Source organism: Burkholderia pseudomultivorans (assembly GCF_902499075.1).
GTDB classification, from domain to species: Bacteria; Pseudomonadota; Gammaproteobacteria; order Burkholderiales; family Burkholderiaceae; genus Burkholderia; species Burkholderia pseudomultivorans.
The window spans coordinates 1-14,881 of record NZ_CABVPP010000029.1 but is presented as its reverse complement, the minus strand read 5'-3'; the positions used below and the strand labels follow the sequence as shown (position 1 = coordinate 14,881).

At 67.5% G+C, this 14,881-nt stretch carries 12 protein-coding genes; 6 read left to right on the top strand and 6 right to left on the bottom strand.

Translation table 11 applies throughout. The annotated features are described in order from the left end of the window. Nucleotides 1-80: 80 nt before the first annotated feature. Entirely contained in the window at nucleotides 81-1,115 is a 1,035-nt protein-coding gene (locus tag BST28156_RS19290; protein WP_060245619.1) for a rod shape-determining protein, read from the bottom strand. Nucleotides 1,116-1,354: 239 nt separating this feature from the next. On the opposite strand from BST28156_RS19290, the gene BST28156_RS19285 reads away from it, so the two are divergent. Continuing rightward, nucleotides 1,355-3,730, top strand: a complete 2,376-nt coding sequence (locus BST28156_RS19285; protein ID WP_060245620.1) for a patatin-like phospholipase family protein — start codon at nucleotides 1,355-1,357, stop codon at nucleotides 3,728-3,730. 54 nt (nucleotides 3,731-3,784) lie between these two features. Here BST28156_RS19285 and BST28156_RS19280 read toward each other — a convergent pair whose 3' ends face one another. Together BST28156_RS19280 and BST28156_RS19275 are read right to left on the bottom strand one after the other, a co-directional pair. Beyond that, on the bottom strand, nucleotides 3,785-4,402 hold the full coding sequence (locus BST28156_RS19280) for a response regulator transcription factor (RefSeq protein ID WP_060245621.1): 618 nt from the start codon (nucleotides 4,400-4,402) through the stop codon (nucleotides 3,785-3,787). After that, the gene (locus BST28156_RS19275) at nucleotides 4,384-6,441 is read right to left on the bottom strand and encodes a PAS domain S-box protein (protein ID WP_174903113.1); all 2,058 of its coding nucleotides are present in this window, start codon (nucleotides 6,439-6,441) and stop codon (nucleotides 4,384-4,386) included. Before BST28156_RS19275 ends, BST28156_RS19280 begins: the two co-directional genes overlap by 19 nt. Nucleotides 6,442-6,509: 68 nt before the next feature. Between BST28156_RS19275 and BST28156_RS19270 the strand changes: the two genes are divergently transcribed. The 3 genes from BST28156_RS19270 to BST28156_RS19260 are packed head-to-tail and all read left to right on the top strand — an operon-like array spanning nucleotide 6,510 to nucleotide 9,723. Next, nucleotides 6,510-7,505, top strand: a complete 996-nt coding sequence (locus tag BST28156_RS19270) for a TRAP transporter substrate-binding protein (RefSeq protein ID WP_060245623.1) — start codon at nucleotides 6,510-6,512, stop codon at nucleotides 7,503-7,505. A gap of 20 nt (nucleotides 7,506-7,525) precedes the next feature. Further along, on the top strand, nucleotides 7,526-8,104 hold the full coding sequence (locus BST28156_RS19265; RefSeq protein WP_174903112.1) for a TRAP transporter small permease: 579 nt from the start codon (nucleotides 7,526-7,528) through the stop codon (nucleotides 8,102-8,104). Continuing rightward, nucleotides 8,101-9,723 (top strand): TRAP transporter large permease, encoded by a 1,623-nt coding sequence (locus tag BST28156_RS19260; protein ID WP_174903111.1) that lies wholly within the window; start codon nucleotides 8,101-8,103, stop codon nucleotides 9,721-9,723. Before BST28156_RS19265 ends, BST28156_RS19260 begins: the two co-directional genes overlap by 4 nt. A gap of 45 nt (nucleotides 9,724-9,768) precedes the next feature. Here BST28156_RS19260 and BST28156_RS19255 read toward each other — a convergent pair whose 3' ends face one another. Together BST28156_RS19255 and BST28156_RS19250 are read right to left on the bottom strand one after the other, a co-directional pair. Further along, entirely contained in the window at nucleotides 9,769-10,899 is a 1,131-nt protein-coding gene (locus BST28156_RS19255; RefSeq protein ID WP_174903110.1) for an ATP-binding protein, read from the bottom strand. A 52-nt stretch (nucleotides 10,900-10,951) separates the two neighbouring features. Then, complete coding sequence (locus BST28156_RS19250; RefSeq protein WP_174903109.1) at nucleotides 10,952-11,662, bottom strand: response regulator; 711 nt, start codon at nucleotides 11,660-11,662, stop codon at nucleotides 10,952-10,954. Nucleotides 11,663-11,884: 222 nt separating this feature from the next. On the opposite strand from BST28156_RS19250, the gene BST28156_RS19245 reads away from it, so the two are divergent. Further along, on the top strand, nucleotides 11,885-12,799 hold the full coding sequence (locus tag BST28156_RS19245; protein WP_174903108.1) for a glutaminase: 915 nt from the start codon (nucleotides 11,885-11,887) through the stop codon (nucleotides 12,797-12,799). A gap of 236 nt (nucleotides 12,800-13,035) precedes the next feature. Here the strand turns inward: BST28156_RS19245 and BST28156_RS19240 are convergent, their stop codons facing one another. Next, on the bottom strand, nucleotides 13,036-13,722 hold the full coding sequence (locus tag BST28156_RS19240) for a GntR family transcriptional regulator (RefSeq protein ID WP_230945628.1): 687 nt from the start codon (nucleotides 13,720-13,722) through the stop codon (nucleotides 13,036-13,038). A 134-nt stretch (nucleotides 13,723-13,856) separates the two neighbouring features. Between BST28156_RS19240 and BST28156_RS19235 the strand changes: the two genes are divergently transcribed. Further along, the coding region (locus BST28156_RS19235; RefSeq protein WP_174903107.1) for a purine-cytosine permease family protein at nucleotides 13,857-14,881 on the top strand (1,025 nt) is incomplete at its 3' end.

Below are 14,881 nucleotides of genomic sequence, written 5' to 3'. Positions count from 1 at the left end.
CGTTGGAACGTATGGTCGTTCAATCTCGTCGGTCTTTCGGAATGGGCGCGTCACGCTGCCATGGCGCGCGCCTTCGCGCGTCAATCCACCGGACACATCGCGAGCCGCCCCATCGCCTCGCCGGCGCCGCGCACCGCGCAGGTGGCCGGCTCGGCGGCGATCCGCGCGCTCAGCCCGGTCTCGTCGTACAGCAGCCGCTCGAGATCCGCGAGCAGCGCGCCGCCGCCCGTCAGCACGATGCCGCGATGCGCGATGTCGGTCACGAGTTCGGCCGGCGCGTTCTCCAGCACCGACTTCACCGCGCCGATCACCTGCTTCAGCGGCGCGGCCAGCGCGTCCGCGACATCGTGATTGGACAGCTCGATCGAGCGCGGCAGCCCGTCCTCGACGCCGCGACCGACCGCGCGCGTCGACATGCGCGGTACCGCGCTCGTCGCCGAACCGATCGTCTTCTTCACGTGCTCGGCGGTCTGCTCGCCGAGCAGCACGCGATACAGGCTGCGAACGTGATTGACGATCGCCTCGTCGAACTGGTTGCCGCCGACCCGGATCGCCTCGCGATAGACGATCCCGCCGAGCGCAATCACCGCGACCTCGGTCGTACCGCCGCCGATGTCGATCACCATCGAGCCGACCGGCTCGGTCACGGGCAGGCCCGCGCCGAGCCCGGCGGCCAGCGATTCCTCGATCAGCGCGACCTCGGACACGCCGGCCGCGAACGCGGCCTCGCGAATCGCGCGGCGCTCGACGGGCGTCGCGTCGGACGGCACGCACAGCGTCACCTCGACGCGGCGGCCGAACCGCGAACGCGTGCGCGACATGTCGATGAACCGGCGGATCATCTGTTCGGCCGCGTGCGCATCGGCGATCACGCCGTGCTGCATCGGCCGCACCGCTTCGAGATGGCCCGGTTCGCGGCCGAGCAGCGCCTTCGCGAGTTCGCCGACCGCCTCGAGCGTCGGCCGCGCGTCGGCGCCGCCCGACTTGCGGAAGCACACGACCGACGGCTGGTTCAGCACCACGCCGCGCTCGTGCGTATAGATTCGGGTACTCGCCGTCCCCGGGTCGATCGCGACGGGTTGCGCAAACAACTTTCCGAACAGCGGTGTCGACATATCGAGCCTTTGTTGTACGAACGGACCACACACCGCCCCATCACGAAACTAGCGGCAAATCGTTCCGATACTTTAGGCAATTCCGATGATTTTTTCGCGACGAAATTGCCGAAAGCCGCCGGCCGCACCCGACAGACTCCGAAACGGCCGCTCGCGCGGCCGCTGTAAAACACGGTAATCTCTCGGTCTTGCCTGCTCCCGGCAGGCCTCCGACGCCCGATCACGCCAGGTATTCCACAATGACAGCGCTTGTCTTCTTCCGCTGGCCGGGGGTGCGCCCGCTCTGCTCGACGCTCGTCGCCCTTTGCTGCAGCACGGTCGCCGCGCAATCCCTGCCGGCCTCCGCACCCGCCGCCGCTTCTGCCGCCGCTCCCGCGCCGACCGCGCCCGCGCACGCATGCACGGCCGACGGCGGCCCGGCCGGCCGCCCGTCGATCGGCCTCGTGCTGTCCGGCGGCGGCGCGCGCGGCTACGCACACCTCGGCGTGCTGAAGGTGCTCGAGGAGAACCGCATCCCGGTCGACTGCGTCGCGGGCACCAGCATGGGCGCCGTGGTCGGCGGGCTGTACGCGAGCGGCATGGCGGCCGACGAGATGCAGAAGCGCCTGTCGGAGGTCAATCTCGCGGACATCGCCTTCGACGTGACCGAGCGCGCGGATCTCCCGCAAAGCAGCCGCGAAGACGAGCGCCTGTACATCAACGGCCTGACGCTCGGCTTCGGCAAGAAAGGCGTGAAGGCGCCGGCCGGCCTCGTGCAGGGCAACCGGCTGCAGGCGCTGCTCGCGGACTGGACCGCCGCCGTGCCGACCAACCAGCCGTTCGACCAGCTGCCGATCCCGTACCGCGCGGTCGCCACCGACCTGCAGACGGGCCAGATGGTCGTGCTCGACCGCGGTTCGCTGCCGCTCGCGATCCGCGCGAGCATGGCGATGCCGGGCTTGTTCGCGCCGGCCGAGATCAACGGCCGCGCACTCGTCGACGGCGGCCTGGTCAGCAACCTGCCGGTCGACACCGCGCGCCAGATGGGCGCGCAGGTCGTGATCGCCGTCGACATCGGCTCGCCGCTGCGCCCGCTCGACGCGCTCGCGTCGCCGGCCGACGTGATGCAGCAGATGGTCGGCATCCTGATCCGCCAGAACGTGACGGCGCAGCGCAAGCAGCTCGACGCGCAGGACGTGCTGCTCACGCCCGATCTCGGCTCGCTCGCGTTCACCGACTTCCAGAACGCGAAGCAGGCGATCGCCGCCGGCGAGGCCGCGGCGACCGCCGCGCTGCCGCGGCTCAGGCGTTTCGCGCTGTCGCCCGCCGACTATGCGGCCTACCGGTCCGCGCACGCGCAGCCGCTGCCGCCGCCGATCCGGATCACGCGCATCGAGATCAAGACGAGCGGCGGCGTGCCCAAGCGCGTCGTCAGCGACGCGCTGCACGTGAAGCGCGGCGACATCTACGATCCGAAGGAAGTCAGCCAGGACCTGCTCGGCCTGACGACGGGCGGCAACTTCGAGAGCGTCACGCAGCAGATCGTGAGCCACGGCGACGACAACGTGCTCGAGATCGATGCGCGCGAAAAATACTGGGGGCCGAATTTCCTGTTGTTCGGCCTCGGCATGTCGAGCAGCTCGACCGACGAGGGCGGCTTCCGCCTGCATGTCGGCTACCGGCGGCCGTGGCTCACCGAATCGGGCCTCGAGTTCCGCGCGGATGCGACGGTCGGCAGCGACCTGCAGTCGGCGCGCGTCGAATTGCGCCAGCCGTTGCCGGCCGCCTACGGTTTGTATATTTCGCCCTATGCGGAATACCAGCGCCGCTACGTCAACCTGTACGACGACAGCGGCGAAGTGAAGCTGAACCAGTACCTGATGCAGACGGCACGCACCGGGATCGACTTCGGCCTGCCGATCGCCCGGCTCGGCGACTTCCGGATGGGCATCGGCTACGCGACCGGGCACGGCTCGCCGAACTACAACCTGCCGATCGACGACACCACCGGGACGCTGTTCTGGCCGAGCTTCTCGTCGCAGGCGCTGACCGCGCGCGCGCGGCTCGTGATCGATCAGCTCGACGATCCGATGTTCCCGCGCCGCGGTTACTTCACCGAATTCCGCGTCGAACGCTCGCTGTGGTCGCACAACAGCCAGTCCGCGCAGGAGTTCGGCGACGGGATTTCCAATACGCCCTATACCGAGATCTACGGCAAGGCGATGATCGCGCAGCAGTTCGGCCGGCACAGCGTCAGCGCGACGATCGAAGGCGGCAAGAGCATCGGCGGCACCAACCTGATCAACGCGTTCAACTTCACGCTCGGCGGGTTCCAGCATCTGGCCGCGTATGCAGCCGACCAGCTGACCGGCAACGAGCTCGCATACGGCAACGTGACCTACATGAATCAGCTGATGACGTTCAACGCGTCGCCGATCAAGGCGCTGTCGGTCGGCGCAAGCGCGGAAGTCGGCAACGTGTGGTCGAGCGGCGTGAAGGTCGGCGGCGGCGTGCTCAAGCAGAGCTATACGTTCTTCACGAGCCTGTCGACCGCGTTCGGCCCGCTGTACATGGGCGTCGCACTCGCGCCGGGCGGCCGGCGCAACATCTATCTGCAGCTCGGCCGCACGTACTGACGTGCGCGCGGTGCGCGGGAACGGCGGCCGGCCCGTGCCCGCCGACCGCGGATGCTATGCGGGTCGCGCGGTGCGCGCCCGCAACTGCGCGAGCCCGATCGCATTCTTCACGTCGAGCTTCTCGAACACCCGCGCGCGGTGCACCTCGACGGTCCGCACGCTGATGCGCAGCGCATCGGCGATTTCCCGGTTCGTGCAGCCGGCGACGATCCGCTCGGCGATCGCGCGCTCGCGCGGCGTCAGGTTCGCGAAGCGCTCGTCGGGTGTCGCTTCGGGCGGCGCCGCATGCGCGTACGCATGATCGAGCCCGGCGACCACGCGGTCGACCAGCCGGTTGTCGGAAAACGGCTTTTCGAGGAAATCGTAGGCGCCCGCCCGCAACGCGTCGACCGCCATCGGAATGTCGCCGTGCCCGGTCAGGAACACCACCGCATGATGCGCGCCCAGCCCCGCGTCGCGCAGTTGCGCGAACAGCTCGAAGCCGCTCATCCCCGGCATCCGGACATCGATCAGCAGGCAGGCGGGCGCACGCGCGAGCCCGCCTTCGCGCCACGCATCGAGAAATGCGCGTGCGTCGCCGAACGCTCGCGCGGCCAGCCCGCGCGAGCGGAACAGCGCGTCGAGCGCATCGCGAATGACGTCGTCGTCGTCGATCAGGTAGAGGTTCCGCATGACTCGTCGGCAATCCGCAAATCGAAGTGGAAACACGCGCCGTCGCCGCACGGCGCATGGCGCAAACGCGAGTGCATCGTCTCGAGCGCCGAGCGGCAGACCGCGATGCCCATCCCCATGCCGTCCGGCTTGGTCGTGAAGAACGGCCGCTCCAGCGCGTCGCGCGCGTCGTCCGGCAGCCCGCGCCCGCGATCCTGCACGCTGACCCGCACGACGGCCGGATCGCCGTCCGTCGCCGCGCGCCGCTCCGCGCGAATCAGCACGATCCGCTCCGGCGCCGGCAGATGCGCCATTGCGTCGAACGCGTTGCGCGTGAGATTCAGCAGCACCTGTTCGAGCAGCACGCGATCGGCCAGCACCGGCGGCAACGCGGGTTCGAGCATCGTGTCGACGCGCTCTCCGGAGCGGCTGGTCTGCAACTGCACGAGCGGCAGCAAGCCGGCGATCGCCGCATCGGGCGCGACCGGCCCGAGCGACGGCGTGGTCTTGCGCACGAACTGCTGAACCCGCCGGATGATCTGGCCGGCCCGCTCGACCTGGTGCCGTCCCTTCGCGAGCAGTTCGCGCGGGCCGCCGGCATCGTCCTGCGGCGCTTCGTCGGTCATCAGGTTCAACGCCGCGGTGCAGTAGCTGTTGGCCGCGGCGAGCGGCTGGTTCAGTTCGTGCGCGAGCGCGGACGCCATCTCCCCCATCGTCATCACGCGCGACATGTGATGCAGCTGCTCGTTCTGCGTGCGCTGCAGCTCCTGCGTGCGCTTCTGCTCGCTGATGTCGACGATCGACGCGGTCCAGCCGACCTGCCGCCCGGTGCCGTCGCGCAGCGGCGCCTCGTTGATCAGCACGGTCAGCCGCTCGCCGTCGCGGCGCAGGAACACCGATTCGTACGCGTGGCGCGGCAGCGTGCCCGACAGCAGTTGCGCGTGGCGCTGCGACGAGCGCTCCGAAAACTCGGGCGCCCAGTAAGGCATCGGCGGCGCGCAGCCGATCAGTTCGTCGGCGCGATAACCGACCATCTCGCAGAACGCGGCGTTCACGTAGGTAATGCGGCCGTCGAGATCGCGCGTGCGCAGGCCCGACACCAGCGAGTCCTCCATCGCCTGGCGCAGCGCCTGCTGCTCGCGCAGCGCATATTCGGCGCGGGCCCGGCGCACCAGGTCGCGCCACAGCCGCCAGACCGACCACGCAAGCAGCAGCGACAACGCGGCGACGGCGCCGCTCAGCAGGTTCGGCACCAGGTACGGCGGCCCGCGCGTGCTGTTCGCATCGAGGTAGAACGTCTGGTCGGCGAAGCCGACTTCGATCCGGTGCGTGTAGACGCCGCGCCCCTTGACGCGCGGATCGTGCACGGCGATCAGGTCGCCGCGCGGATCGGTCAGCGTGATCGCATTCTCATGCGCGAACCACCACGGCAGCGTCGCGGTCAGCAGCCGCTCGATCGATACGAGCGCGGCCATCGCGCGGCCCGAGCCGCCCGGCGCCGGCACGACGAGCAATGCGACACGCGGCGCGCCCGCCTGTGCGTCGGCGAGCGATGCGACCGGACGGCCGAGCCGCCGCGCGCGCTCGGCCGTATCGCGCCATTCCGCGGCTGCCGCGTCATGCGATATCGCGGCGCCCGCGGGGCCGCCGGGAAAGCACTGCATCGCGGCGAGCGCGCGTTCGAGCCGGCACAGCGCGACCACTTCGGGGCTGCGCTGCAGCAATTCCGCCGCGCGTCGCATGAACAGGTCCGGCGCGGGATCGGCCGCGAGATCCGTGCCGACGATCTGCATCGCCTCGGCAAGCCGCTGCGCCTCGAAGCCGAGCGACTGCTGCGCCCATAGCGTGTCCGAAATCAGCTGCTCGTGGCGCTGCTCGCGTTCGAAGCGCATCGCGAGCAGCGGCGCCGCAAATGCGCCCGCGACGATCAGCCCGATCGCGGCGAACGGCAACAGCACGCGCCAGCGCTGCTGCGCGAAACGGCCGCGCGCTCCACCGCCGCTCGGCATGTCCGTCGCGCGTGCCGCTTCCGAATGTGGGAAGTACGTATTGTCCGCCATGCATCGAGAACCGAGACTGGGCGCCACCTGCCGACCGTGCAGGCAAGCATTCAACGAGGAGACAAACCATGAACCTGCGCCGTGTTGTCACAGGGCTGTGCCTGTCCGCCTTCGCGCTCGCCGCGGCCGCACAGCAGCCGATCGTCATCAAGTTCAGTCATGTCGTGGCCGCCGACACGCCGAAGGGCAAGGCGGCCGACTACTTCAAGAAGCTCGCCGAAACGCGCACCAACGGACGCGTCAAGGTGGAGGTCTATCCGAACAGTCAGCTGTACAAGGATAAGGAGGAACTCGAGGCGCTGCAACTCGGGTCGGTCCAGATGCTCGCGCCGTCGCTCGCGAAGTTCGGGCCGCTCGGTGCGAAGGAATTCGAACTGTTCGACCTGCCCTATCTGTTCGACAGCTACGACGCGCTGCACAAGGTCACCGACGGTCCGGTCGGCAAGCGCCTGATGGCGAAGCTCGAATCGAAGGGCATCACCGGCCTCGCTTACTGGGACAACGGCTTCAAGGTGATGAGCGCGAACCGGCCGCTGCGCGAGCCGGCCGATTTCCGCGGCCTGAAGATGCGGATCCAGTCGTCGAAGGTGCTCGATGCGCAGTTCCGCGCATTGAATGCGATTCCGCAGGTGATGGCGTTCTCGGAGGTCTACCAGGGCCTGCAGACGGGCGTGGTGGACGGCACCGAGAACACGCCGTCGAACCTGTACACGCAGCGGATGAACGAGGTGCAGAAGTATGTGACGGTTTCCAATCACGGCTATATCGGCTACGCGGTGATCGTCAATCGCAAGTTCTGGAGCGGGCTGCCCGACGACGTGCGCACCGCGCTCGAAGGCGCGATGCGCGACGCGACGCGCTACGCGAACGAAATCGCGAAACGCGAGAACGACGATGCGCTCGCGAAGATCAAGGCGACCGGCAAGACCGAGCTGATCTCGCTGACGCCCGCGCAGACCGCCGACTGGAAGAAGGCATTGTCGAAGGTGCATCGCGACCAGGAACAGCGGATCGGCGCGGATCTCGTGCGCGACGTATACCGCGCGACCGGCCAGTCGATGTAGCCGTCGCGAGGATTGCCGCCATGAAACTGCTCGACCGCCTCGAGGAATGGCTGATCGCGACGCTGATGGGCGTGGCGACGCTCGTGATCTTCATCGCCGTGATGCATCGCTACGCGTCCGGCGTCGCGATCCCGTACCTGCAGGACTGGCTGCTCGCGCTCGACCTGAGCTGGGCGCAGGAGCTGTGCATCTACCTGTTCGTGTGGATGGCCAAGTTCGGCGCGGCCTATGGCGTGCGCACCGGCATCCACGTCGGCGTCGACGTGATGATCAACCGGCTGCAGCCGCCGGCGCGGCGCGTGAGCATCGTGTTCGGGCTGCTGGCCGGCGCGCTGTTCACCGGCGTGGTCGGCACGCTGGGTGCGCGTTTCGTCTGGGCGCTCGCGCACACCGACCAGGTGTCGCCCGATCTCGAACTGCCGCGCTGGATCGTGTTTCTGTGCGTGCCGCTCGGCTCGTACCTGATGTGCTTCCGCTTCCTGCAGGTCGCACTGCGCTTCCTGCGCAGCGGCGAACTGCCGAAACACGATCACGCGCAGGTCGACGGGCTCGATGCGCCCGCGCCGTCCACGCCCGTTCCGCAAGGAGTGCAGTCATGAGCCAGAGCCAGCCGCTCGCCGCGCCCGCGGTCGGCAATCCGCGCGTCACGCGCGTCATCTTCGGCATCGTCGTCGTGCTGCTCGGCGCGCTGCTGGTCGGGTTCGGCAAGAGCGCGTTCATCTTCTGCCTGCTGATCGGGCTGCTGCTGACCGGCATGCCGGTGTCGATCGCGCTCGGCCTGACGGTGCTCACCTACCTGTTCACGATGACCGCCGTGCCGATCGAATCGGTCGCGCTGAAGCTGTTTACCGGCATCGAGAACTTCGAGATCATGGCGATCCCGTTCTTCATCCTCGCGGGCGGCTTCCTGACGCACGGCGGCGTCGCCCGGCGCATGATCGCGTTCGCGACCAGCATCGTCGGTCACATGCATGGCGGCCTCGGGCTGGCCGGCGTGCTCGCGTGCGCGATGTTCGCGGCGATTTCCGGCTCCAGCCCGGCGACCGTGATGGCGATCGGCTCGATCCTGCTGCCGGCGATGGTTCGCCAGGGATTCCCGAACCGCTTCGGCACCGGCGTGATCGCCACCTCCGGTTCGCTCGGCATCCTGATTCCGCCGTCGATCGTGATGGTGCTGTACTCGGTGTCCACCAATACGTCGGTCGGCGACCTGTTTCTCGCCGGCGTCGTGCCGGGCATCCTGCTCGCGCTGCTGCTCGGCTTCGTGACCTGGTTCATCGCGCGCCGCAACGGCTATCCGCGCTTTCGCGAATTCGACGGCCACGGTCCGCTCGCGGCGACGGGCCACGCGCTGTGGGGCCTGCTGCTGTGCGTCGCGTTCTCCGTCGTGCCGCCTGCGGTGCTGATCGGGCTGCTGTACCTGCTGCTGCGCACCGCCGCGCCCGGCCTCGCGGCCGGCACCGGGCTGATCGGCGTCGCGGTGGCGCTCGCGTGGCTGTACGTCGCCTACCGCGTCGGCCGGCGCTTCACGCACCCGACGCTGCTGCGCGCCGAGGCGCAGCGGGTCTGGACCACCTACTGGGAAAGCGTGTGGGGGCTGCTGCTGATCGTGGTCGTGATGGGCGGCATCTACTCCGGCGTCTTCACTCCGACCGAGGCCGCCGCGATGAGCGCGGTCTATGCGTTCCTCGTGTCGACCTGCGTCTACGGCGACCTGCCGCTCAGGCGCGTGCCGAAGGTGCTGCTCGACTCGGCCAGCATGAGCGCGATGCTGCTCTACATCATCACCAACGCGGTGCTGTTCTCGTTCCTGATGACCTCGGAGAACATCCCGCAGCAGATGGCGAGCTGGATCCTCGACCAGGGGCTCGGGCCGATCGGCTTCCTGCTCGTCGTCAACGTGCTGCTGCTGATGGCCGGCAACGTGATGGAGCCGTCGTCGATCGTGCTGATCATGGCGCCGATCCTGTTCCCGGTCGCGCGCCAGCTCGGCATCGACCCGATTCATTTCGGCATTCTGATGGTCGTGAACATGGAAGTCGGCATGTGCCATCCGCCCGTCGGACTCAACCTGTACGTGGCGAGCGGCATCACGCGGATGGGCATTACCGAGCTGACCGTCGCGGTCGCGCCGTGGCTCGCCGCGATGCTCGGCTTCCTGCTGCTCGTGACCTACGTGCCGGCGATTTCGCTGTGGCTGCCCGGGTTGATGAGGTGACGCTTACGACGTGCGCGACGAACCGGCGGGCGCGGCGCCCGCCGCCTAGATCGGCCAGCTGATCTCGAAGCGCGCGCCGCCGAGTTCCTGCGGATCGACGACTGCGATCCGGCCGTTGTGCGCGTGCAGCACCTGCCGCGTGATCGCGAGGCCGAGCCCGTAGCCGCCGGTGCGGCGATCGAGGCGCACGAATGCGTCGAAGATCCGCTCGCGCTCGTGCTCGGGCACGCCGGGGCCGTCGTCCTCGACGAAGATGCCGATATTGCCGTGCTCGATCGCGAGGCCGACGACGATCCGCGACTTCGCATACTTGCTCGCGTTGCGCAGCAGGTTGCGCATCGCGTACGACATCAGCCGCCGGTCCATCTTCACGCGCAGGTCCGACGCGATCGCGATGCGCGACTCGATCGCGCGCTCCGGATACAGCAGTTGCGCATCGCTCACCTGATGCTCGAACCATGCAACGGGTGCGGTCATCTCGAGCTTCGACTGCAGCGAGCTGTATTCGAGGCGCGCATAGGTGAGACTCATGTCGATCAGTTCGTCGAGTTCGGTCACGTCCTGCGCGATGCTGTCGAGCGCGCCCTGGTACTCGGCGGCCGAGCCGGGCTCGCGCAGCATTTCGAGCGCGAAGCGCACGCGCGCGAGCGGCATGCGCAATTCGTGCGAAATACCGTTGGTCAGGTCGCGCTGCGCGGCGATCAGGCGCTCCATCCGCATCGCGAGCGCGTTCAGCGTGCGCGCGAGCGGACCGATGATCACGCTGTGCGACTCGCGCGCGCGCGTGTTGAAGCGCCCGCCGGTGAAATCGATCGCGCGCTCGCGCACCATCACCAGATCCGACCAGACCGGCCGCATCCACCGGTAGGCCGCGAGCGCAGGCGCGACGAACACGAACGCGAGCACGATCCAGATGTCGCCCGGCAGCGCGTCGAACGCATGCCACACGACTTCCGGCGACAGCACGACGCACAGCGCCAGCGCCGGCACCAGCGCGGTCAGCAGTACGAGGCCGAGCAGGTGCAGGTAGGTGCGCACGTACAGGCGCGACCAGCTCGGAATGCGGTCGGCGCGCGTGTCGGTCCACGCGCGGCGGAAATGCAGCCAGCGCCATTTGACGTAACGCAGCGGCGACAGCCGGTGCGCATCGGCGGGCGAACGGGTCGGTCGGATCATCGCGGGCTCCGGCTAGCGAACGGAACGCCCGCGCGCGGATGCGGGCACGGCGTCATTCCCACGCATGCTTGCTGAACTGGTAACCCTTGCTGCGGATCGTCTTGATCCGCTGCGGGTTGCTTGCGTCGTCGCGCAGCTTGCGACGCAGCTTCGAGATGCGGCCGTCGATCGTCCGGTCGAGACCGTCGAATTCGACGCCGCGCAGCTGCAACATCAGGTCGTCGCGGCTGACGACTTCGCCCGCATGACAGACCAGCGCCCACAGCAGGTCGAATTCGGCCGACGTCAGGTCCGGCACGCTGCCGTCGGGCAGCACGACGCTGCGGTCGGTGCGGTCGATCGAGAACTTGCCGAACGTGTAGCGCTCCGGCTGCGGTGCGGCGCCCTCCGCGACGCGTGCGGGCGCGCGGCGCAGTTGCGCCTTGATCCGCGCGAGCAGGATGCGCGGCTCGACCGGCTTGTGCACGTAGTCGTCCGCGCCGAATTCGAGGCCGAGCAGTTCGTCGAACTGCTCGTCGCGCGCGGTCACCATGATGATCACGCCGTCGTACTGCTTGCGCGCCTCGCGGCAGATTTCGAAGCCGTCCTTGCCTGGCAGGTTCACGTCGAGAATGACGAGATCGGGGCGCATGGACAGGATCGCCGGCACCGCGGCGTCGCCGTGCAGCACAGTGTCGACTTCGTAGTCGTTCTTGCGCAGATAGCCGGCAATCAGCGTGGACAAGCGGGTGTCGTCTTCGACGAGCAGGATGCGGAAAGACATGGGCAACGGTCGATTCATGCGGGAAAGCCGGGGCCGCGCCCTCCACTGCCGGGCGCCGGCCATCGGCCGAAACGTACCGCATGATACTGCGCCTGCCGATCGCCGGTTTGCCGGTCTGAAAAATTGGGGCGCGATATTGCGCGGCGCTTGACGGATCGGCGCCGAAACGGTTCCATACGGGCTCGCCGGAATCCGGGCGGCGCGCCGCCCTCGCCTGACGTGATGAACTACCAACCGATACTCGAACGCATCCATACCGAACTCGCCCCCTGGATCGGCCAGGGCCGCGTGGCCGACTACATTCCCGAACTCGCGAAAGTGCCTGCCGACAAGTTCGGCATGGCCGTCGTGACGCTCGGCGGGAACGTTTACACGGTCGGCGACGCGCACGAGCGTTTCTCGATCCAGAGCATCTCGAAGCTGTTCGCGTGCACGCTCGCGTTCCAGCTGCTGGGCGATGCGCTGTGGGAACGGGTCGGCCGCGAGCCGTCCGGCACCGCATTCAATTCGCTGGTGCAGCTCGAAAGCGAGCGCGGCAAGCCGCGCAATCCGTTCATCAATGCCGGCGCACTGGTCGTCACCGACGTGCTGTGCCGCCGGTTCGTGAAGGCGGAGACGGCGCTCGTCGAGTTCGTGCGGCGGCTGATCGGCGCCACCGACATCGACTACGATTCGCGCGTCGCGCTGTCGGAGCTGCAGCATGCGGAGCGCAACCGCGCGATGGCACATTTCATGGCGAGCTTCGGCAACATGCAGATGCCGCCGGAAACGGTGGTCGACGCGTATTGCCGGCAGTGCGCCATGACGATGAACTGCGTCGAGCTCGCGCAGGCCGCGCTGTTTCTTGCGAACGGCGGTGTTGCGCCGGTCACCGGCGAGCGGGTCGTCGATCCGAGTTCGGCGAAGCGGCTGTCGGCGCTGATGTTGACCTGTGGCACTTACGATGCGGCCGGGGATTTCGTGTATCGGGTCGGGCTGCCCGCGAAGAGCGGCGTCGGTGGCGGGATCGTCGCGGTGCTGCCCGGCGAGATGGCGGTTTGCGTGTGGGCGCCGGGGCTCGATGCGAATGGGAACTCGTTGGCGGGGACGCTGGCGCTGGAGTGGTTGACGACTTATTCGGGGCGGTCGATTTTTTGAGGCGTCGGAGTTAAGCGTGCTTCATCTTGCACAACGGCAGCCGCTTCGTATCGGCACGCACCGGCGCGCTTGACGGGAATTCGACCATTGGCGGCAATCGACCCAAACCCGCCGCTACACTTAGCTGATCATTGACGACCGCTTCCCGAGCATGATCAGTCATTCGCGCCAGACGGGCTTCGAGCGGTTGCCGCAATGCTCCCGATTTCACGCGCAAAGCGCGACCGCGCAATCCATCAGAGCAATGACCTGCGGCCACTCCGAAACGCCCCTTGCAAAGATCCCGAGGGGCGGCGAATCGTTTTGTAGGCGAATTCGATGAGGTAATCGTTCAGGGCGAGGGAGGCTTGCTCGGCGGCCTGCGGGTCGCTGGCGAGGATCGCGCGCAGGATCGCGAGATGATGCGTCGTGCCATTTCTAATCTCGTCCTCCTCGTCGCGCACATTGGCGAGCCAGAATCGGCGCGAGAGGCCTTGAAGAGGGGCCATCGCGTCCGCAAGGTACTCGTTGTGGCCGGCTGTTGCAATTATCTGGTGCGTGTCTTTGAGCGTTTCGGCGTACTCGGCCAATGGGATGGGATCCCCGGACAGACGACCCACTATGGCCTCCATGCGCGCCCGGTCGATGGCGGACGCGTCATGGCAGGCCAGTCGCACGGCGAGCACCTCAAGAACACGCCGCACCTCGAGCATGCGGAGTTGCGCCTCGACTGACGCGGGCGGAATGAGTACCCCACGGCTGGGATGGATCTCGACCATGCGGTTTCGGGCCAGTTGCTGGAGCGCCTCGCGGATCGGGGTACGGCCAAGTCCCGTCTTTTCCATGAGCACGGCTTCGGACACCAAAGTGCCCGGTGCCAGTTCCTCGGACACGATCAACTTCTCAATCTCTTGGTAGGCCTGTCCGGCCTTGCCCTGGTTCATCATCACGCTCCTCCAGCCGCTGGTGTGGGTATGAAAAACGAAGCATAACTCAACGTCGAGCAAGGGTATACGACCATTATCCAACCGATATATCGGCAGCATACTGGAAGCTCACCCAACAACCCGGAGGTCCCATGACGAAGACCGCCACCATCGAACGCCGCTCGATTGACTTCATTCCTCCAGAAGAACGGCACGGGTCGCCGCGCAGCCTGTTCTTCGTATGGTTTGCCGCCAACACGTCCATCACTGCAGTGGTGACCGGGGCGCTGTTCGTAATTCTGGGGAACAGCGCCATGTGGTCCATCCCCGCCATCGTGCTCGGCAACGCAGTCGGCGGCTTCTTCACGTCCCTGCATTCAGCCCAAGGGCCGAAGCTCGGCGTACCGCAGATGATTCAGAGTCGGGCCCAGTTCGGCTACTACGGGGCAATCCTCCCGCTGGTGCTGGCCCTGATGATCTACGTCGGCTTCTATGCCACCGGGCTGGTACTGGGTGGCCAGGCCATGAGCGCCCTGTTTCACATCTCCCCTCAAGCGGGCGCCGTCGTGTTCGCATTGATGTCCACCGCCCTCGCCATCGTCGGCTACCGGTACATCCACGCGTTCTCACGAGTAGCTGCGGTGCTCAGCGGTGTCGCGTTTGCCATCCTGCTGGTCCGGATCATCGCGGACGGGAACATGCCCATCCCTGCGACCCACGGCTTTGCCGCCGCGCCGTTCGCGCTGGGCATCTCAATCTCGGCCTCCTGGCAGCTCACGTTCGGCCCCTACATCGCCGACTATTCCCGCTACCTGCCCGCGGAAACCTCCACACGAGCGACCATCGGCTGGACGTTCCTCGGCAGTGTGCTTGGGGGCTCCGTCGCGATGATCCTCGGCGCGCTCGCTGCGGCCCTCGGCGGCGCCGCGTTCAGCAGTGACCAGGTGGGTTACCTTGCCGCCCTCGGCGGGGCGATCTGGCCGCTCGTTTTGCTCGCCGTGATTTGCGGCAAGCTTACCGGCAATACCCTGAGCTCCTACGGCGGATGCATGTCGCTCACTACGATCGTCACCAGCCTGACCGGCCAAGACCGCGTGAGCCCCCGGCAGCGCGCAGCCTTCGTTTGCATCATCTCCGCGATCGCGTTAGGCATCGCCCTCGCAGCCAGCCGCAACTT

Bases quoted from the DNA above. Each gene is read 5' to 3' on its own strand.
- BST28156_RS19290 (WP_060245619.1), bottom strand. From the start codon at position 1,115: ATGTCGACACCGCTGTTCGGAAAGTTGTTTGCGCAACCCGTCGCGATC.
- BST28156_RS19285 (WP_060245620.1), top strand. From the start codon at position 1,355: ATGACAGCGCTTGTCTTCTTCCGCTGGCCGGGGGTGCGCCCGCTCTGC.
- BST28156_RS19280 (WP_060245621.1), bottom strand. From the start codon at position 4,402: ATGCGGAACCTCTACCTGATCGACGACGACGACGTCATTCGCGATGCG.
- BST28156_RS19275 (WP_174903113.1), bottom strand. From the start codon at position 6,441: ATGGCGGACAATACGTACTTCCCACATTCGGAAGCGGCACGCGCGACG.
- BST28156_RS19270 (WP_060245623.1), top strand. From the start codon at position 6,510: ATGAACCTGCGCCGTGTTGTCACAGGGCTGTGCCTGTCCGCCTTCGCG.
- BST28156_RS19265 (WP_174903112.1), top strand. From the start codon at position 7,526: ATGAAACTGCTCGACCGCCTCGAGGAATGGCTGATCGCGACGCTGATG.
- BST28156_RS19260 (WP_174903111.1), top strand. From the start codon at position 8,101: ATGAGCCAGAGCCAGCCGCTCGCCGCGCCCGCGGTCGGCAATCCGCGC.
- BST28156_RS19255 (WP_174903110.1), bottom strand. From the start codon at position 10,899: ATGATCCGACCGACCCGTTCGCCCGCCGATGCGCACCGGCTGTCGCCG.
- BST28156_RS19250 (WP_174903109.1), bottom strand. From the start codon at position 11,662: ATGTCTTTCCGCATCCTGCTCGTCGAAGACGACACCCGCTTGTCCACG.
- BST28156_RS19245 (WP_174903108.1), top strand. From the start codon at position 11,885: ATGAACTACCAACCGATACTCGAACGCATCCATACCGAACTCGCCCCC.
- BST28156_RS19240 (WP_230945628.1), bottom strand. From the start codon at position 13,722: ATGAACCAGGGCAAGGCCGGACAGGCCTACCAAGAGATTGAGAAGTTG.